We start from the raw sequence: 16,843 nt of genomic DNA, 5'->3' as shown, positions 1-16,843 counted from the left end.
TCTGGTGACAACGTCACCCTGTTCCAGACGTTGCATCGCGCTCTTTAATACACCGCCTGGATGAAACCGCGCCTGGCCCGCACAGTTTTTGGCTCGTTTCATCCACCACTGGACGCATGCCTGAGGTTCTTCTCGTGCCTGATATGAAGCTTTTTGCTGGTAACGCCACCCCGGAACTAGCACAACGTATTGCCAACCGCCTGTACACTTCTCTCGGCGACGCCGCTGTAGGTCGCTTTAGCGACGGCGAAGTCAGCGTACAAATTAACGAAAACGTACGCGGTGGTGATATTTTCATCATCCAGTCCACTTGTGCCCCGACTAACGACAACCTGATGGAATTAGTCGTTATGGTAGATGCCCTGCGCCGTGCTTCCGCAGGCCGTATCACCGCCGTTATCCCTTACTTCGGTTATGCTCGCCAGGACCGTCGCGTTCGCTCTGCTCGTGTACCTATCACCGCTAAAGTTGTTGCTGACTTCCTTTCAAGCGTTGGCGTTGACCGCGTACTGACCGTAGACCTGCACGCTGAACAGATCCAGGGCTTCTTCGATGTTCCGGTTGATAACGTATTTGGTAGCCCTATCCTGCTCGAAGATATGCTGCAGCTGAACCTGGATAACCCAATCGTGGTTTCTCCAGACATCGGCGGCGTAGTCCGCGCTCGTGCTATTGCTAAACTGCTCAACGATACCGACATGGCTATCATCGACAAACGTCGTCCTCGCGCGAACGTTTCCCAGGTTATGCACATCATCGGTGACGTTGCCGGTCGTGACTGCGTACTGGTTGATGACATGATCGATACCGGTGGCACGCTGTGCAAAGCCGCTGAAGCGCTGAAAGAACGTGGTGCTAAACGCGTATTCGCTTACGCAACCCACCCGATCTTCTCCGGCAATGCGGTGAACAACCTGCGTAACTCCGTTATCGATGAAGTGGTCGTCTGCGATACCATCCCATTAAGTGATGAGATCAAAGCGCTGCCAAACGTTCGTACCCTGACTCTGTCCGGGATGCTGGCCGAAGCGATTCGTCGTATCAGCAACGAAGAATCCATCTCTGCCATGTTCGAACATTAATCGAATCTGGTTAAAAAACCCGCTGCGGCGGGTTTTTTTGTTTATGTATTTAATTTGTATGATTTATGCCAACTTCAACTATCATTCATATGGTAGATGATGCGCTCATGGATGAAACACGACTGTGAATAAATTACTCTCCCCTCACGTTATGCCTTTCCGCGCGCTGATTGATGCCTGCTGGAAAGAGAAATACACCTCCGCGCGATTTATGCGCGATCTGATTGCCGGTATCACCGTCGGGATTATCGCTATTCCGCTGGCGATGGCGCTGGCGATCGGCAGCGGCGTGGCACCGCAGTACGGCCTGTACACCTCTGCCGTCGCGGGGATTGTTATCGCCCTGACCGGCGGCTCGCGCTTTAGCGTCTCCGGGCCGACCGCGGCCTTCGTGGTTATTCTCTACCCCGTTTCGCAGCAGTTTGGCCTGGCGGGCCTGCTGGTCGCGACCCTGATGTCCGGTATATTCCTGATCCTCTTTGGCCTGGCCCGCTTTGGCCGCCTGATTGAATATATTCCGCTGTCGGTGACGCTGGGCTTCACCTCGGGGATTGGTATCACCATCGGGACCATGCAGATTAAGGACTTCCTCGGTCTGCAGATGACGCACGTTCCGGAACACTATTTACAGAAGGTGGGCGCGCTGGTGATGGCGCTGCCGACCATCAACGTCGGCGATGCGGCTATTGGCATCGTCACCCTCGGCACGCTGATCCTCTGGCCGCGCCTCGGTCTGCGTTTGCCGGGCCACCTACCTGCGCTGATTGCGGGCTGCGTGGTGATGCTGATTGTGAACCTGCTCGGTGGTCATGTTGCCACCATCGGCTCCCAGTTCCACTACATTCTGGCAGACGGCTCTCAGGGCAACGGTATCCCGCAGCTGCTGCCGCAGTTTGTGCTACCATGGGACATGCCGGGTTCCACCTTCACCTTAAGCTGGGCTTCTATTCACGCCCTGTTGCCAGCGGCGTTTTCCATGGCGATGCTGGGGGCGATTGAATCTCTGCTGTGCGCGGTGGTGCTCGACGGTATGACCGGCACTAAACATAAAGCGAACAGCGAGCTGGTCGGCCAAGGTCTCGGCAACATCGTCGCGCCGTTCTTCGGTGGTATTACCGCCACCGCGGCAATTGCCCGTTCGGCGGCAAACGTTCGTGCCGGTGCTACCTCACCGGTTTCGGCGGTGATCCACGCGATTCTGGTGATTCTGGCATTGCTGATTCTGGCCCCGGTGCTTTCCTGGCTGCCGCTTTCTGCCATGGCGGCCCTGCTGCTGATGGTGGCATGGAACATGAGCGAGGCGCACAAGGTGGTGTACCTGCTGCGCAAAGCACCGAAAGACGACATCATCGTGATGCTTATCTGCATGTCGCTGACCGTGCTGTTTGATATGGTTATCGCCATCAGCGTCGGTATCGTGCTGGCTTCGCTGCTGTTTATGCGCCGTATTGCGCGTATGACCCGCCTTTCCGCCGTGAACGTGACCGTGCCGGACGATGTGCTGGTGCTGCGCGTGATTGGCCCGCTGTTCTTTGCCGCCGCCGAAGGCCTGTTCAGCGATCTTGAAACACGTATTGAGGGCAAACGTATCGTGGTGCTGAAGTGGGATGCCGTTCCTGTGCTGGACGCCGGTGGTCTGGATGCCTTCCAGCGTTTCGTGAAAAAACTGCCTGAAGGCTGCGAGCTGCGCGTCTCCAACCTGGAGTTCCAGCCGCTGCGTACCATGGCGCGCGCAGGTATTCAGCCAATCCCAGGACGCCTGACCTTCTTCCCAAACAAAGATGCCGCATTAGCAGACATCCTCTAACCGTAGCCCGGCCAAGCGAAGCGCCGCCGGGCAGCATAACAGGCAAAAAAAATGGCTCCCTCGGGAGCCATTTTTATCGCAACGTGATTGCTTATGCTTTCAACAGTTGCTCAGCGGTGTCTTTCACGCTCGCCAGCAGAACTTTAACGTCCTCCAGGCATACCGTTGGGTTCAGCAGCGTCAGCTTGAGGCAGGTTACGCCATCAGCTTCGGTCACACCCACGTTCGCGCTACCGGAAGCCAGCAGTACGTCACCAATACGTTGGTTCAGCAGAGCCACAAACGCGCTGTCGTTGTTTTCCGGACGGAAACGGAACAGAACGCTTGCCAGCTGAGGCTGCATGACCAGCTCCAGGTGCGGCTCGGAAGCAACAAATTCAGCAACCTGCTGCGCCAGCGTTACGCCGTTATCAATGATTTCGGCATACTGCTTTTTGCCCAGCGCTTCGAGGCCCATCCACAGCTTCAGCGCATCGAAACGACGCGTGGTCTGCAGAGACTTGGATACCAGGTTCGGCACGCCGTGCTCTTCGTCGAAATCAGAGTTCAGGTACGCAGCCTGATAACGCATCAGTTCATAATGACGCGCATCTTTCAGCAGGAACGCCCCACAGCTAATGGTCTGGAAGAACTGCTTATGGAAGTCCAGGGTGACGGAGTCAGCCTGCTCAAGTCCATTGAGGAAATGACGATACTTCTCAGACAGCAGTAATGCCCCGCCCCATGCGGCATCCACGTGAACCCAGATCTGCTCTGCCGCTGCCAGCGCGGTAATTTCCGTTAACGGGTCGATTGCACCCGCATCGGTAGTACCAGCCGTCGCAACAATCGCCATCACCTGTTCGCCGTTGGCTTTCGCCTGCGCCAACTTCTCTTTCAGGTCATTGATGTCCATGCGAGAGAAAGCATCGGTTTTCACCAGCGTGACGGACTGATAGCCATGACCCATCAGCGCCATGTTTTTCTGCACGGAGAAGTGCGCGTTCTCAGAACAGAACACTTTCATCTTGCGCAGGTCGCCGGTAATACCGTCTTGCTGTACAGAGTGCCCCTGACGCGCATAGAACGCATCACGCGCCAGCATCAGGCCCATCAGATTGCTCTGGGTGCCGCCGCTGGTGAACACGCCTGCATCGCCTGCCGGGAAGCCAACCTGTTCACGCAGCCATTCGATCAGTTTGATCTCAATAATGGTCGCGGACGGGCTCTGGTCCCAGGAGTCCATGCTCTGGTTAGTGGCGTTGATCAGTACTTCCGCCGCCTGGCTAATGACCAGGCTTGGGCAGTGCAGGTGCGCCACGCACTGCGCATGGTGAACGGACAGACTGTCTTTCAGAAAGTATTCAACCGCACGCTCAATAGCGGCCTGGTTACCCAGGCCTTGAGACGTAAAGTTCAGGTTGATACGTTCACGCAGCTGTTCAACGGTTTTGCCCTGATACATCTCAGGCTGTTTTAACCATTCAACGACCGCTTTAGTACTCTGCTCGATAGCGTCCTGATAGGCAGCAATACTCTGCGCCGAGCCGGACAGAATCGGGTTTACGTCAGACATTCGATCCTACTCCGTTTAAACCGGCTTCACGCCAGCGGCATTCAGGGCGTTCTCAAATTTATCGAGGAAGATTTCCAGCTCATCGTTCGTGATCAGCAGGGATGGCAGCAGGCGCAGTACGCAACCGTTACGACCACCGCGTTCCAGGATCAGACCCGCCTGGAAGCATTTCTTCTGCAGCAAGGCAGACAGCTCGCCATCAGCCGGGAAGCAGCCCATGTGATCCGGTGCTTCGTTAGGCTTAACGATTTCAAGACCGATCATCAGACCCAGACCGCGAACGTGACCGATAACCGGGTAACGTTTCTGCAGCTCTGCCAGTTTGCCTTTCAGCCACTCGCCCTGGGCGGCAACTTTATCGGCAATCTTGTCGTCTTTAAGGATCTTCAGCGTGGTCAGGCCGGTCGCCATTGCCAGCTGGTTGCCGCGGAAGGTACCGGTGTGGTGGCCTGGTGCCCATGCGTCAAACTGCTTTTTAATACCCAGAACAGCCAGTGGCAGACCGCCGCCAACCGCTTTGGACATCACGATGATGTCTGGCTCGATACCAGCGTGTTCGAAGGCGAACAGCTTACCGGTACGCGCGAAGCCAGCCTGAACCTCGTCGAGGATCAGCATGATGCCGTGTTCCTGAGTCACTTTACGGATGCGTTGCAGCCACTCGACCGGAGCCGGGTTCACGCCGCCTTCACCCTGAACGGCTTCCAGAATCACCGCCGCAGGTTTACGTACGCCGCTTTCAACGTCGTTGATCAGGTTTTCGAAGTAGTAGGTCAGCGCTTTCACGCCCGCTTCGCCACCGATACCCAGCGGGCAGCGGTACTCGTGAGGATATGGCATGAACTGCACTTCCGGCATCATGTTGCTGACGGCTTCTTTCGGTGACAGGTTACCGGTCACGGACAGCGCGCCGTGAGTCATACCGTGGTAACCGCCGGAGAAGCTGATTACGCCAGAACGACCGGTCGCTTTTTTCGCCAGTTTGATAGCCGCTTCTACAGCGTCCGCGCCGGATGGGCCGGTGAACTGCAGGCAATATTCTTTACCCTCACCCGGTAACAGGGAAAGTAAATAAGATGAAAATTCATCTTTTAATGGGGTCGTGAGATCAAGCGTATGTAACGGTAAGCCACTCGTGATGACACTTTGAATGCTTTGAAGTACATCAGGATGATTATGACCAAGTGCCAGGGTGCCGGCACCCGCCAGACAGTCAAGGTATTGATTATTTTCAACGTCAGTGATCCAAACGCCCTGTGCCTTCGCAATCGCTAATGGCAGCTTACGTGGATAGCTTCTGACGTTAGATTCAAACTCAGCTTGTCTTGCTAAAAAGGTATCATTGCTCTGTGGTAATGAATTAGCACGTAAAGTATCAATACGGACTTTATCCGTCATCATATCACTCCTACAACCAGGTGTAGATTAACGCCTGATTGAATAAATGGTTATAAGGATTACCTGTAAAAAATCGCGGCTAATATATGTTGTTTTAGCGAAGGACTCAATCATTTATTTTTCGCGGTTTCCAGTCTTAATTTTTCACTTTAAAATCAATGAATAACATTACAAAACCCACAACACCCTGGTACCAAATTGTTACCATTTATTTTTAAAAGCTTCAGATAAATACAAAGCTGATGATGTAATGATAGCCACCCAATTGTTAAGGATTTATTATTTTTTTACGTGTTTTTACCGTTAATAGGCTTGAGGATTTCGAATAAAACGGGATTTTTCATTTATTTACTGAGATATAAATAAAAAAGTCGATCCATAGAGATAAATCACTTACTATGGCGCGCTTATTTACCCCCCAGTAAATATAGACTAATGCGCAGCACCCGGTAGCGTGTGACGGGCAGAACACGTTATCGACAACAGGATTACTCCTGGGTTGTCATCCAGAAATGTTCGCGGGCGGACATTTCGTAAGGAGAAGGAACCTTCCCTTATGCCGAGAATGAAAATTTTCTAGCCATCACCATATGGCGCCCTGATATGAGAGTGTTATGACCCGCATTTACCCACAATTCATCGTTGCCAAATTTGGCGGCACCAGCGTTGCTGATTTTGATGCGATGAACCGCAGTGCCAGCATTGTGCTTGCCAATCCAAATGTTCGTTTAGTCGTACTGTCTGCTTCCGCAGGTGTCACCAACTTACTGGTTGAGCTTTCTGAAGGTCTGGAAAGTCATCAGCAATTGGACAAACTGGATACCCTACGGACGATTCAGTACAACATTATTTCCCGTCTGAAGCAGCCGACCGTTATCAGCAAAGAGATCGATAATCTCCTCGACAATATTAGCCGCCTGGCACAAACGGCGGCGGTTTCTCCGTCGGCAGCGCTGAGCGATGAGCTGGTGAGTCATGGTGAATTGATGTCCAGTCTGCTGTTTACGGAAGTCATGCGTGAGCGCGGCGTAGAAAGCAGTTGGTTTGACGCGCGCAGCGTGATTCGCACCGACTCCACTCACGGCTGTGCGGAACCTCAGGTTAGCGCCGTGGCTGATCTTGCTGAAACGCACCTGCGCCCGCGCATCGAACAAGAAATAATGATTACCCAGGGTTTCATTGGCCGTGATGCTAACGGTCGCACTACCACGCTTGGCCGTGGCGGCAGCGACTATACGGCTTCTTTGCTGGGTGAAGCGCTGCACGCAGGCCGCGTTGATATCTGGACCGATGTCGCCGGTATCTACACCACCGATCCTCGTATCGCGCCAAACGCGAAACGCATCGACAGTATTTCGTTCTCTGAAGCGAGTGACATGGCAGGCTACGGCGCGAAAGTGCTGCACCCGGCTACGCTGCTGCCAGCGATGCGTAAGAACATACCGGTGTTTGTGGGTTCCAGTAAAGATACGGCCGCTGGCGGTACGCTGGTTTGCTGCACTACCGACAACCCACCGCGCTATCGTGCAGTGGCGGTACGCCGCAAGCAAACGCTGCTGCGCCTGCATCGCCTGGGCGATCAGCCGTCTAACCGTTTCTTAGCACAGATTTTCACGCTGCTGGCTGAGCACAACGTCGCAACGGATCTGGTGACCACATCAGAATCGACCATTGCGCTGGCGCTGGACTCTTCAAACGCCACCTCCGGCGAAGACCATACGCTGACCACGGCGTTATTTACCGCCCTCGCCTCCCACTGTCGTGTTGAAGTGGAAACCGGGCTGGCGTTGGTGACGCTGGTGGGAAATCAGCTGACGAAAGAGCTGGGCGTGTGCAACGATGTTTTTTCTCGTCTGGAAGAGCATGCGGTGCGGATGATTTGCCACGGCGCATCTCATAACAACCTTTGCTTCCTGCTGCCCGGCGATGCGGCCGACAGCGCGGTCAAAGCGTTGCATCACCGACTGTTCGAATAACGTCGACCGTCCTGAAAGCACAAAGTCCCGGCCATTGACCAGGACTCTGAAAGCTTTATTCATGGCTCCTGCGGGAGCCATTATTGTATTTTAGCTGTGGCGATGAGAGTTGCGGCGGCAGCGTTTATCATAGTGACGCACCCACCAATATCTATCACTCACCTGCTCGTGCCCACCGACACGCGCCCCAGCCAGCCAAAGCACCGCGCCGACGAAGATGCTTAGAATCGCACCATGCGCAAAAAACTGCGGTAGGTTAAGTTGTGGCATCTGGTTTAAAATAGAGTAACCAACGCCGCCGATCATAACGACCAGACCTAACCCCATGAGCACATTACCGAGTAACGAAGCGTTTTTGCGTTTCATAATGTCACCTCCGTAGATTGGCTTTGGGTTTAGGGATATATCCCTATTCCTAGTGTGTAAAGTATAGACAACACCGCTGTGGATAAGTGCGCTGGCGATCACAAATAAGAACATCTCATCAACAAATCTTTACATTTAAGTGACTGAAATACTTTTCAATCAATATTATTCCGGTAATGAATTATTCAAGTTTTGCCGCTCAGGGCGCTTATTTTTGTCAAGCGCGCCCTCTCGACGTAAACTAGCCGCCGGAAAGATTGCCCACTCAGGAATAACAACGTGACGATTAAACTGATTGTCGGCCTGGCTAACCCCGGCGCAGAGTACGCGGGAACGCGTCATAACGCGGGTGCCTGGTACGTCGATTTGCTGGCAGAGCGTTTTCGCGCGCCGCTGCGTGAAGAAAGTAAGTTTTTTGGCTACACCTCGCGCATTAATATGGCGGGAGAAGATGTTCGCCTGCTGGTGCCAACCACCTTTATGAACCTCAGCGGCAAAGCCGTTGCGGCGCTGGCGACCTTCTATCGTATTAATCCAGATGAAATTCTGGTGGCTCACGATGAGCTGGACCTCCCACCCGGTGTGGCAAAGTTCAAGCTCGGCGGCGGCCACGGCGGCCATAATGGCCTGAAGGACATCATCAGCAAACTGGGTAATAACCCTAATTTTCACCGCTTACGCATCGGAATTGGTCATCCGGGAGATAAAAGCAAAGTTGTTGGCTTTGTCTTAGGCAAGCCTCAGTCTGCCGAACAGAAGCTGATTGACGATGCCGTAGACGAAGCGGCGCGCTGTACCGAGATCTGGCTGAAAGACGGGCTGACCAAAGCGACGAATCGTCTGCACGCTTTCAAAGCGCAATAAATCTACTGCGGTACGAAAAAGTCTTCAGGTGCCGCCACCACATCAGGATGAAGTACGGTTTTTTTCCTGTATGACGTGTATAATAGGCGGAGTTATTTACTTTTCTACAATCTGTTTTCTACAACAGGTTGAATATCAAAAGATTAAGGTGATTTAAACATGGGATTCAAATGCGGTATCGTTGGTTTGCCAAACGTAGGCAAATCCACCCTGTTCAACGCGCTCACCAAAGCGGGTATTGAAGCGGCAAACTTCCCGTTCTGTACTATTGAGCCGAACACAGGCGTTGTTCCGATGCCCGATCCGCGTCTGGACCAGCTGGCGGAAATCGTTAAACCTCAGCGCATCCTGCCAACCACCATGGAATTCGTTGATATCGCGGGCCTGGTAAAAGGTGCTTCCAAAGGTGAAGGCCTGGGTAACCAGTTCCTGACCAACATCCGTGAAACCGAAGCTATCGGCCACGTTGTTCGCTGCTTCGAAAACGACAACATCATCCACGTGAACAACAAAGTGGACCCGGCTGACGACATCGACGTTATCAACACCGAGCTGGCGCTGTCTGACCTCGACACCTGCGAACGTGCCCTACACCGTGTACAGAAAAAAGCCAAAGGTGGCGATAAAGACGCTAAAGCTGAACAGGCTGCGCTGGAAAAATGTCTGCCACAGCTGGAAAACGCGGGCATGCTGCGCGCGCTGAAAACGCTGACTGAAGAAGACAAAGCGGCCATCAAATACCTGAGCTTCCTGACCCTGAAGCCAACCATGTATATCGCCAACGTCAACGAAGACGGTTTTGAAAATAACCCGTACCTCGACAAAGTGCGCGAAATTGCAGCGGCTGAAGGCTCTGTTGTGGTCGCCGTATGTGCCGCCGTTGAAGCCGACATCGCTGAACTCGACGACGCCGACCGTGAAGAGTTCATGGCTGAAATGGGCCTCGAAGAGCCAGGTCTGAACCGCGTTATCCGTGCCGGTTATGAACTGCTGAACCTGCAGACCTACTTCACCGCTGGCGTGAAAGAAGTCCGTGCATGGACCATCCCTGTTGGCGCAACTGCACCGCAGGCTGCGGGTAAAATCCACACCGACTTCGAAAAAGGCTTTATCCGCGCACAGACCATCGCGTTTGAAGACTTCATCACCTACAAAGGTGAGCAAGGCGCGAAAGAAGCCGGCAAGATGCGTGCAGAAGGGAAAGATTACATCGTTAAAGATGGCGATGTGATGAACTTCTTGTTCAACGTCTAATCCGCTATTCCTGGCGGTCATCCATCGCCCGGGAAACCAGCCCATGAACTAAAAATCCACGCAACTGCGTGGATTTTTTTCATCACCAGCACTTCCCAACTGGATACCGCTGCCGGGACTTAAGATCATATGGCAGCGGTGTTAACGGGTGTATAGCACCACCAGCCAATTGTGGCTATCCAGACACAGGCAAGAGCCATGTGGTTGGCTGTTAGGGCTCTCAACGCTGCTAAAATCGTTGTTGTTCTTACGTAACTTAACCTGCTCTGCGCGCGTACACCTTAGGTTTTAACGGTAAATTCGCTGATAAACTGCGGCAACTCATCACCGGTAATAGGCTCTGATATATAGTTGCCCTGATAGAACGAAATACCAGACTCTTGCAAAATAGCCATTTTCTCCGGCCTGTCTACGCCTTCGGCAATACAATAGCGATTCGTCAGCTTGCAGTAATAAGAGAGGCTTTTGACCAGCGCTAACGCCTCACCATCCCGACTCAGGGCATCCACCACATTCATATCCAGCTTGTAGCCATCAAACTGAAACTTTCGTACCGGGAAATTCACGCTATTGCGTGAAAAACAATCATCCAGGACGATGCTAAAGTCTAACTTTTGCAGGTAGGCAAGATTGTCTAGCGATTGTTCATTTTGGCTAAGATCGTTACGCTCATTAATCTCCAGAACAAATTTTTTAGTCCAGTCAGAGGATGTCAGCTGTTTTTTGGCCGTTTCCAACATTCTGACCAGGCCATCATTATCGATGGTACTGGACTCAATATTAATTGAGAAGAAATACTTGCCTTGATAAAAGTTAATATAGCTTACCGTTTTCTGGATAAGAAATGCCGTCAAGATAATCCACACATAAGTGGAATGTAACTTAGGCAAAAACTCATTCGGTGTTAAAACATGACCTTTGCTATACCATCTAATCAGAATTTCAAAACCCTCAAGATTTTTAGGACCTTGAGTCACCGGCTGGAAGACAACAAACAGCTCATTACTGTATAAAGCATGTGCGATCTCCCTCTCAAATGAAGAAAGACGACTTAGCATAGTGATATCTCCGTTAGCCATGCCTGTTTTTTCATGGATACTAGAAAATAAATAGGGAATCACTCCTGATACTTTCTTAATCCCAGACAGGCGCTGATTATATAGCGTTTTTTTGCTCACACCTAGATAGTCAGCCTGTTCGGCAATATTAACTCCCTGAAACAGACCCGCCATGACCTGCATTTCTTTTTTTGATAGCCCTTCTTTCCTATCATTACCATGCAGATCATCATGCTTCCCTAAATAGAAATTCTCTGCTATCACCACACTTTTTAAATATGGACAAACATTCCTCTCAGGTAATAAAAGTTCAGATAATTTATCACAGGGCAGATCGGATGGCGCAATATGAATCACTGCGTTATCAATTTTAGTTTTTGCCACCTGGGATTTAATCACATTCCACAGCCAGGAAGCCGGCAGTTTGCTGATAATGAGCACCCAGAAGATATGTCCCGAGCGATTTAATATCGATATTAATGACTTAAGCGTTGAAAGCATCCAATAGGGTTCATTAGGAACATAAACAACCATTCTTTCGTTCTGAAGGACTTGCACATTATCGATACTTTCCTCACTTTCAACATCTAAAACAGCCACATCATTATTATCATGCAGCATCGCGAGAAGACCATGAGTAGCCATACCACAGGGTGATAAAATATAATCAACATCTCTACAACTGACACTATCTATGTCTTTATCAAACATCCTTGCCTCATTTGTCTGAAAATCACCTTGATTCGACGTTGTCATACACAAAACGAGGTTTAAGAATTTACACTATGGCATCAAAATCAACACAGTAGCCTCTGTCCTGGCTATCCGTATTTTAAGTGGTCATATGTTTAAATATGCTTTTAAAACTCATGTTTGAATACAGACTTAGAATGCAAAACCTCCTGGTACAGATAAACACCATCGGTAATCTTAATACGTCAACATCCATCATTCCTCATTTTTTAAACTACTAAAAATAACTTTATATTAATTTATACTGCACTAACTGAATAAAACGATGCTTAAACCACCGTGGCATTAGCGACGCGATACTGTCAACAGTCATCCCATTCACCCACTTAAGTAGTATTACGTCACATAATGATGCCTACGATCTTATCACTACGATTTTTCCCCATTCCGCTCAATATCTTGACACGCAATACGCTCGAAAAAACAACAATGCAACATACTTAAGTCTTTGTATTCAAATGATTAACTTGCAGTCATTATGAGCAACATAGGAAAAATAACAAATTTTATGGGTGCATTCATATCTTTTAGGATTTTTCCCAAAATAACTAATTACCTCAGAAAATAACGGGACAAATCTGAAATCATGTAAAAAAAATGAAAAAAATTAAAGTTAGATGAGATTAGTCTTAAGATAAATCTCGTGGTTTATGTTAGGTGGGGCTTAATATATTTCCAACCATCAGAACTGAATTGGCGAGTGGGACAAAACCCGGCCATGAATACTTTTGACGAACATTACTGGCGTATCCGCCATTTACTCATGCCCCTACTCTATAATAATAACCCTCACACTAACCTCAACCCGGATTTAACACCGGCGGCGGTTTTGCACGCTTATCACACACAATGATTCATCTTCAAAACAAGGATGCTTAATGAAAGCTCAACTTTTTTTCATATCTCTTGCCATGATGTCGTCATCCGCATTTGCGGCTTCGGCAAATACCGTGCAATTTAAAGGCGAAGTCAACGCACAAACCTGTACGGTCAATATTAATGGCAACTCGACGGCACCAATTGTATTACTGCCAACGGTATCAACGGGCTCTCTTAGCACAGCAAAAGCCACCGCGGGCGATACGAAATTCACCGTGAACGTCACCGGCTGCAACACCACCGATGCGGCAACCATTTCAACCGTATTGGCTGGCAATAACATCACCACAAACAGCAACCTTGGCAACGTGGGCGGTACCGCAACCAACGTTTCTATTCAGATTCTGGATAGCGACGGCTCTACGGCATTATCTTTTGTAAATGGTTCAACGGTGAAAACCACCTCATTTAGTAAAGACGCAGCCTCAGCAACCGCGTCACAGGATCTCACCGCACGTTACTACGCAGAAACGGCAGGCGTGACGCCTGGGACCGTAATCGCCTCGGCACAGTATTCCATTTCCTATAATTAAACCGTCAGGCGCATAGCAATATGTGCCTGCCAGGATCCCCATGTTTAAAAAAACAGTCTGCATTCTGCCATTGCTGTATTTCACCGGCTTACCGGCCAGCGCTAGCGTTGTTATGGAAGGTAACCGCGTCATTTTAGATGCCAGCCTCGCGCAGAAGACCGTCAAATTTACCAACAACGATAGTTTTCCCTACATCGTTCAGGTCTGGCTATCCGTAACGCCAGATGGTAAAGAGGCTGACGGCCAGCAAAATAGGCTCGCGGTATCGCCGGCTATTTTTAAAATTGGGCCGAAGCAAGATCAGGTGATCAGCCTGCTAAATCCGGCGGCGGGACAGAAACTAACTAAAGAGCAGGTATCCTATCTGCATTTTACTCAGGTCCCTTCAATGCCCGCAGACCAGCAGGATAAAAATAAGCTGGTTCTCATCGTTAATAGTACGGTGAAGATCTTCTTGCGCCCCTCTGACTTGCCTATTGCCTACGAGCAGATGCTCGATTTCGTTCATTATAAAATTGAGAAAAATACACATGGTTGCTACCTCGAGCTAAGCAATCAGTCACCTTATTATCTCAATAGTATTCGTGTCTCTATGCCGTCTGGCGCGACAAAAACCGAGATCCCCATGACCATGCTCGCACCTGAGTCAGCGGTCCAACTAAAGGCCAACTGCGATGCCGTGCAGAATGCAAAAGAGATTCGCGTTGGTTTCCTCAATGACTACGGCGTATTGCAAGAAAAAACGCTGAGAGCGCGTTAACCGGGAAACGTGGGAATGATGTTAAGGACAATAGTGTTAACACTGTTCGTTACCCCGTTATCATTATCCGTATATGCCAGTTCGGGCAGCACGGATCTACATAACAGCGGTAGCGACTATGTTTTTGACACAACACTATTAAAAGGGAGCGGTTTACCGGTTGATGATATTATCAACTATATCTCTAATGATAAAATAAAGCCTGGCGTCTATTCGGTTGATATTCAGCTTAATGGCATATTCTTATCTCATGAGAATGTTGATTTCCGCGTCACTAAAGATAGTACGCAGCCATGCTTCTCGCCTGCACTCATCGCGCAGCTGCCGCTAAAAGATAAAGCCACTGTAAAATCAGACAGTTGTTATTTTTTATCCGCAGTGGTTGCACAGTCATCCGTCGATACCGACATGACCAAAATGCGGGTGAATATTATTATTCCTGAAACCGAGCTGATTAAAACACCTCGAGGATATGTTCCGCCGGACGATCTGAATGCCGGAGAAACCATGTTCCTGTCGAATTACAGCCTGAATCAGTACTACTCGCGATTTAACGGCAGCGCTAACGGTGATTATCAATCAACCTGGGTTAGCTTAAATAACGCGATAAACTTCGGGCAATGGCAGCTGCATCAGCAGGGCTCCTGGTCACATAGCTCTCCGGGGAAAACCTTATGGTCCAGCAACCGCGCCTACCTCCAGCGCCCTATTTTGCCCATCAGAAGCAGCCTGACGGTTGGCGATAGCTATACCGCCGGTAATTTCTTCTCCGGTATGGCCTTTCGCGGCGTTTCGCTCGCTTCTGACGACCGGATGCTGCCTCAGTCCCAGCAGGGCTATGCCCCTGTGGTGCGCGGCGTTGCCAGAAGCAATGCCCGCGTCACCGTGAGCCAGGGCAAAGCCGTTATCTACGAAACCACCGTTCCTCCCGGCAGTTTTGAGATTAGCGACCTGTACCCGGTCTCTTATTCCGGGGATCTCGCCGTGACGGTCACCGAAGCCGATGGTAGCGTCAGCACCTTTACCGTGCCCTACGCTGCGGGTCCAGAATCCGTCAGACAGGGAATGTTCAAATACTCCGCCATCGCGGGCCGTTCCCGCTATGTAGGCGACGAGGACCCTTTCACCGAATTCACGCTCCAATACGGCGTGAGTAATAACGTCACCACCAACCTTGGCAGCCGCCTGGCGCAGGGCTACTTCTCCGCCGTCATGGGCGCAGTGCACTCCTCTGAGCTAGGCGCCTTCGGACTTGACTCAACGTTCTCCCAGGCCGATTTACCCAGCGGTTCGCAAACCGGCTGGATGTTCCATGCCAGCTATAGCAAACGTATTGAACCCACCAACACCACCATCGCCATCGCCGGATATCGCTACTCAACGGCTGGCTACCGCGATCTTTCAGACGTTTTTGGCTTACGCCAGGCATGGGAAGAGAATAAGCAGGACTGGACCTCAACGACCTTAAACCAGTCTTCCCGCTTTGAAGTCTCCGTCACCCAGGATATGGATGCCCTTGGCAGCGTCTGGCTTTCGGGCTCAACGCAGGCCTACCGCGACGGCCGAAGCCCGGACAAACAATACCAGTTTGGCTACAGCAAGCAGTTTGCCAACGGCATGTCGATAAATGCGTCAATTGCACGTACCCGCTACAGCGAGGTTTATCGCTCAACCATTGATGGAGGAATTGGCTATGACAACTATATCAATAACTATTATTCCGCCAATCAGCAGACCCTAAGCTCGGTCTCGGTTTCCATTCCCTTTGGCCAGAACCGGCAGACGACGCTTAGCTCAACCTACACGCAACAAAACGGCATCGGTTCAACCTTGCAGTCCACGCTGTCCGGCGTCACGGACAGCGAACGCCCGCTAAGCTATGGCGTTACCTACGCGCGCGACTACGACAACACGCATTCCGTCGGCGGTACCCTGCAAACCGCTACGACAATTGGGTCTCTGCAAGGCACCCTCTCGCATGGCAAAAACTACTCTCAGGGTTCAGCGGGGCTGCAGGGCGCGGTGGTGATTCATAAAGATGGCATCACCGCAGGACCTTATCTGGGCGAAACCTTCGCGTTAGTGGAAGCCAAAGGCGCCCAGGGCGCGACGATCGCCGGAAGTCAGAACGTGGCTATCGACAGATTTGGCTTTGCCCTAAGCCCATCTGTCGCGCCATATCAATATAACAACGTCGTTCTCGACTCGTCCGGGATAAACAAAAATGCCGAACTGGTATCAAGCAGTCAGCGCATTGCCCCCCTGGCTGGCGCGATGGTGCGGGTCAAATTTAGCGTCATCCACGGCTACCCCATGCTCATTGATATTCGCTATCGCGGCAGCCTGCCGATTGGCGCCAGCATTTACGACAACGACGGTCGCCCTGTTGGCACGGTTGGGCAGAACAATCAGGCTTGGGTTCGCAATGACAAACTGGAAGACACCTTGACCATTCAGTGGGGGAATCAGCAATCCTGCCGCTTGCATTATCACATTGCGGATGAGCAGAGCCACGACACCATTATTAAAACGCCTGGAGAATGCCGGTGAGACACCAT

12 protein-coding genes are annotated in these 16,843 nt (G+C 50.9%); 8 read left to right on the top strand and 4 right to left on the bottom strand.

Annotated features, from left to right (window positions below):
- Window positions 1-134: 134 nt before the first annotated feature.
- Together prs and dauA are read left to right on the top strand one after the other, a co-directional pair.
- Window positions 135-1,082, top strand: a complete 948-nt coding sequence (gene prs / locus RDN66_RS12760) for a ribose-phosphate diphosphokinase (RefSeq protein WP_003856663.1) — start codon at window positions 135-137, stop codon at window positions 1,080-1,082.
- 124 nt (window positions 1,083-1,206) lie between these two features.
- Window positions 1,207-2,889, top strand: a complete 1,683-nt coding sequence (gene dauA / locus RDN66_RS12755; protein ID WP_202217799.1) for a C4-dicarboxylic acid transporter DauA — start codon at window positions 1,207-1,209, stop codon at window positions 2,887-2,889.
- Between the two features lie 91 nt (window positions 2,890-2,980).
- On the opposite strand, the gene RDN66_RS12750 is transcribed toward dauA, so the two are convergent.
- Window positions 2,981-4,444 (bottom strand): aspartate aminotransferase family protein, encoded by a 1,464-nt coding sequence (locus tag RDN66_RS12750; protein ID WP_035891569.1) that lies wholly within the window; start codon window positions 4,442-4,444, stop codon window positions 2,981-2,983.
- Between the two features lie 15 nt (window positions 4,445-4,459).
- Entirely contained in the window at window positions 4,460-5,845 is a 1,386-nt protein-coding gene (locus RDN66_RS12745; protein ID WP_072011324.1) for a diaminobutyrate--2-oxoglutarate transaminase, read from the bottom strand.
- Window positions 5,846-6,456: 611 nt separating this feature from the next.
- Here RDN66_RS12745 and lysC point away from each other — a divergent pair.
- On the top strand, window positions 6,457-7,818 hold the full coding sequence (gene lysC, locus RDN66_RS12740) for a lysine-sensitive aspartokinase 3 (protein WP_202217798.1): 1,362 nt from the start codon (window positions 6,457-6,459) through the stop codon (window positions 7,816-7,818).
- A gap of 90 nt (window positions 7,819-7,908) precedes the next feature.
- Here the strand turns inward: lysC and ychH are convergent, their stop codons facing one another.
- The gene (ychH, locus tag RDN66_RS12735) at window positions 7,909-8,184 is read right to left on the bottom strand and encodes a stress-induced protein YchH (RefSeq protein ID WP_035891578.1); all 276 of its coding nucleotides are present in this window, start codon (window positions 8,182-8,184) and stop codon (window positions 7,909-7,911) included.
- A 279-nt stretch (window positions 8,185-8,463) separates the two neighbouring features.
- On the opposite strand from ychH, the gene pth reads away from it, so the two are divergent.
- Both pth and ychF read left to right on the top strand, forming a co-directional pair.
- Window positions 8,464-9,048 carry an aminoacyl-tRNA hydrolase gene (gene pth, locus RDN66_RS12730; protein ID WP_035891580.1) on the top strand — a complete coding sequence of 195 codons (585 nt, stop codon included), beginning with the start codon at window positions 8,464-8,466 and terminating at the stop codon, window positions 9,046-9,048.
- 159 nt (window positions 9,049-9,207) lie between these two features.
- Window positions 9,208-10,302, top strand: a complete 1,095-nt coding sequence (ychF, locus tag RDN66_RS12725) for a redox-regulated ATPase YchF (RefSeq protein ID WP_035891582.1) — start codon at window positions 9,208-9,210, stop codon at window positions 10,300-10,302.
- 281 nt (window positions 10,303-10,583) lie between these two features.
- On the opposite strand, the gene RDN66_RS12720 is transcribed toward ychF, so the two are convergent.
- Window positions 10,584-12,071: an EAL domain-containing protein gene (locus tag RDN66_RS12720; protein ID WP_308537896.1), complete on the bottom strand. Its 1,488-nt coding sequence runs from the start codon at window positions 12,069-12,071 to the stop codon at window positions 10,584-10,586.
- A 920-nt stretch (window positions 12,072-12,991) separates the two neighbouring features.
- On the opposite strand from RDN66_RS12720, the gene RDN66_RS12715 reads away from it, so the two are divergent.
- The 3 genes from RDN66_RS12715 to RDN66_RS12705 are packed head-to-tail and all read left to right on the top strand — an operon-like array spanning window position 12,992 to window position 16,835.
- The gene (locus RDN66_RS12715) at window positions 12,992-13,525 is read left to right on the top strand and encodes a fimbrial protein (RefSeq protein WP_308537895.1); all 534 of its coding nucleotides are present in this window, start codon (window positions 12,992-12,994) and stop codon (window positions 13,523-13,525) included.
- Window positions 13,526-13,565: 40 nt separating this feature from the next.
- The gene (locus tag RDN66_RS12710; RefSeq protein ID WP_308537894.1) at window positions 13,566-14,285 is read left to right on the top strand and encodes a molecular chaperone; all 720 of its coding nucleotides are present in this window, start codon (window positions 13,566-13,568) and stop codon (window positions 14,283-14,285) included.
- Window positions 14,286-14,300: 15 nt separating this feature from the next.
- Window positions 14,301-16,835 carry a fimbria/pilus outer membrane usher protein gene (locus tag RDN66_RS12705; protein ID WP_308537893.1) on the top strand — a complete coding sequence of 845 codons (2,535 nt, stop codon included), beginning with the start codon at window positions 14,301-14,303 and terminating at the stop codon, window positions 16,833-16,835.
- Window positions 16,836-16,843: the final 8 nt, after the last annotated feature.

The organism is uncultured Kluyvera sp., from assembly GCF_902485085.1.
GTDB lineage: Bacteria > Pseudomonadota > Gammaproteobacteria > Enterobacterales > Enterobacteriaceae > Kluyvera > Kluyvera ascorbata.
The sequence above is the reverse complement of the archived record's forward strand: the minus strand, read 5'-3'. Positions and strand labels throughout refer to the sequence as shown.

Bases quoted from the DNA above. Each gene is read 5' to 3' on its own strand.
- RDN66_RS12750 (WP_035891569.1), bottom strand. From the start codon at position 4,444: ATGTCTGACGTAAACCCGATTCTGTCCGGCTCGGCGCAGAGTATTGCT.
- RDN66_RS12745 (WP_072011324.1), bottom strand. From the start codon at position 5,845: ATGATGACGGATAAAGTCCGTATTGATACTTTACGTGCTAATTCATTA.
- lysC (WP_202217798.1), top strand. From the start codon at position 6,457: ATGACCCGCATTTACCCACAATTCATCGTTGCCAAATTTGGCGGCACC.
- ychH (WP_035891578.1), bottom strand. From the start codon at position 8,184: ATGAAACGCAAAAACGCTTCGTTACTCGGTAATGTGCTCATGGGGTTA.
- ychF (WP_035891582.1), top strand. From the start codon at position 9,208: ATGGGATTCAAATGCGGTATCGTTGGTTTGCCAAACGTAGGCAAATCC.
- RDN66_RS12720 (WP_308537896.1), bottom strand. From the start codon at position 12,071: ATGTTTGATAAAGACATAGATAGTGTCAGTTGTAGAGATGTTGATTAT.
- RDN66_RS12715 (WP_308537895.1), top strand. From the start codon at position 12,992: ATGAAAGCTCAACTTTTTTTCATATCTCTTGCCATGATGTCGTCATCC.
- RDN66_RS12710 (WP_308537894.1), top strand. From the start codon at position 13,566: ATGTTTAAAAAAACAGTCTGCATTCTGCCATTGCTGTATTTCACCGGC.
- RDN66_RS12705 (WP_308537893.1), top strand. From the start codon at position 14,301: ATGATGTTAAGGACAATAGTGTTAACACTGTTCGTTACCCCGTTATCA.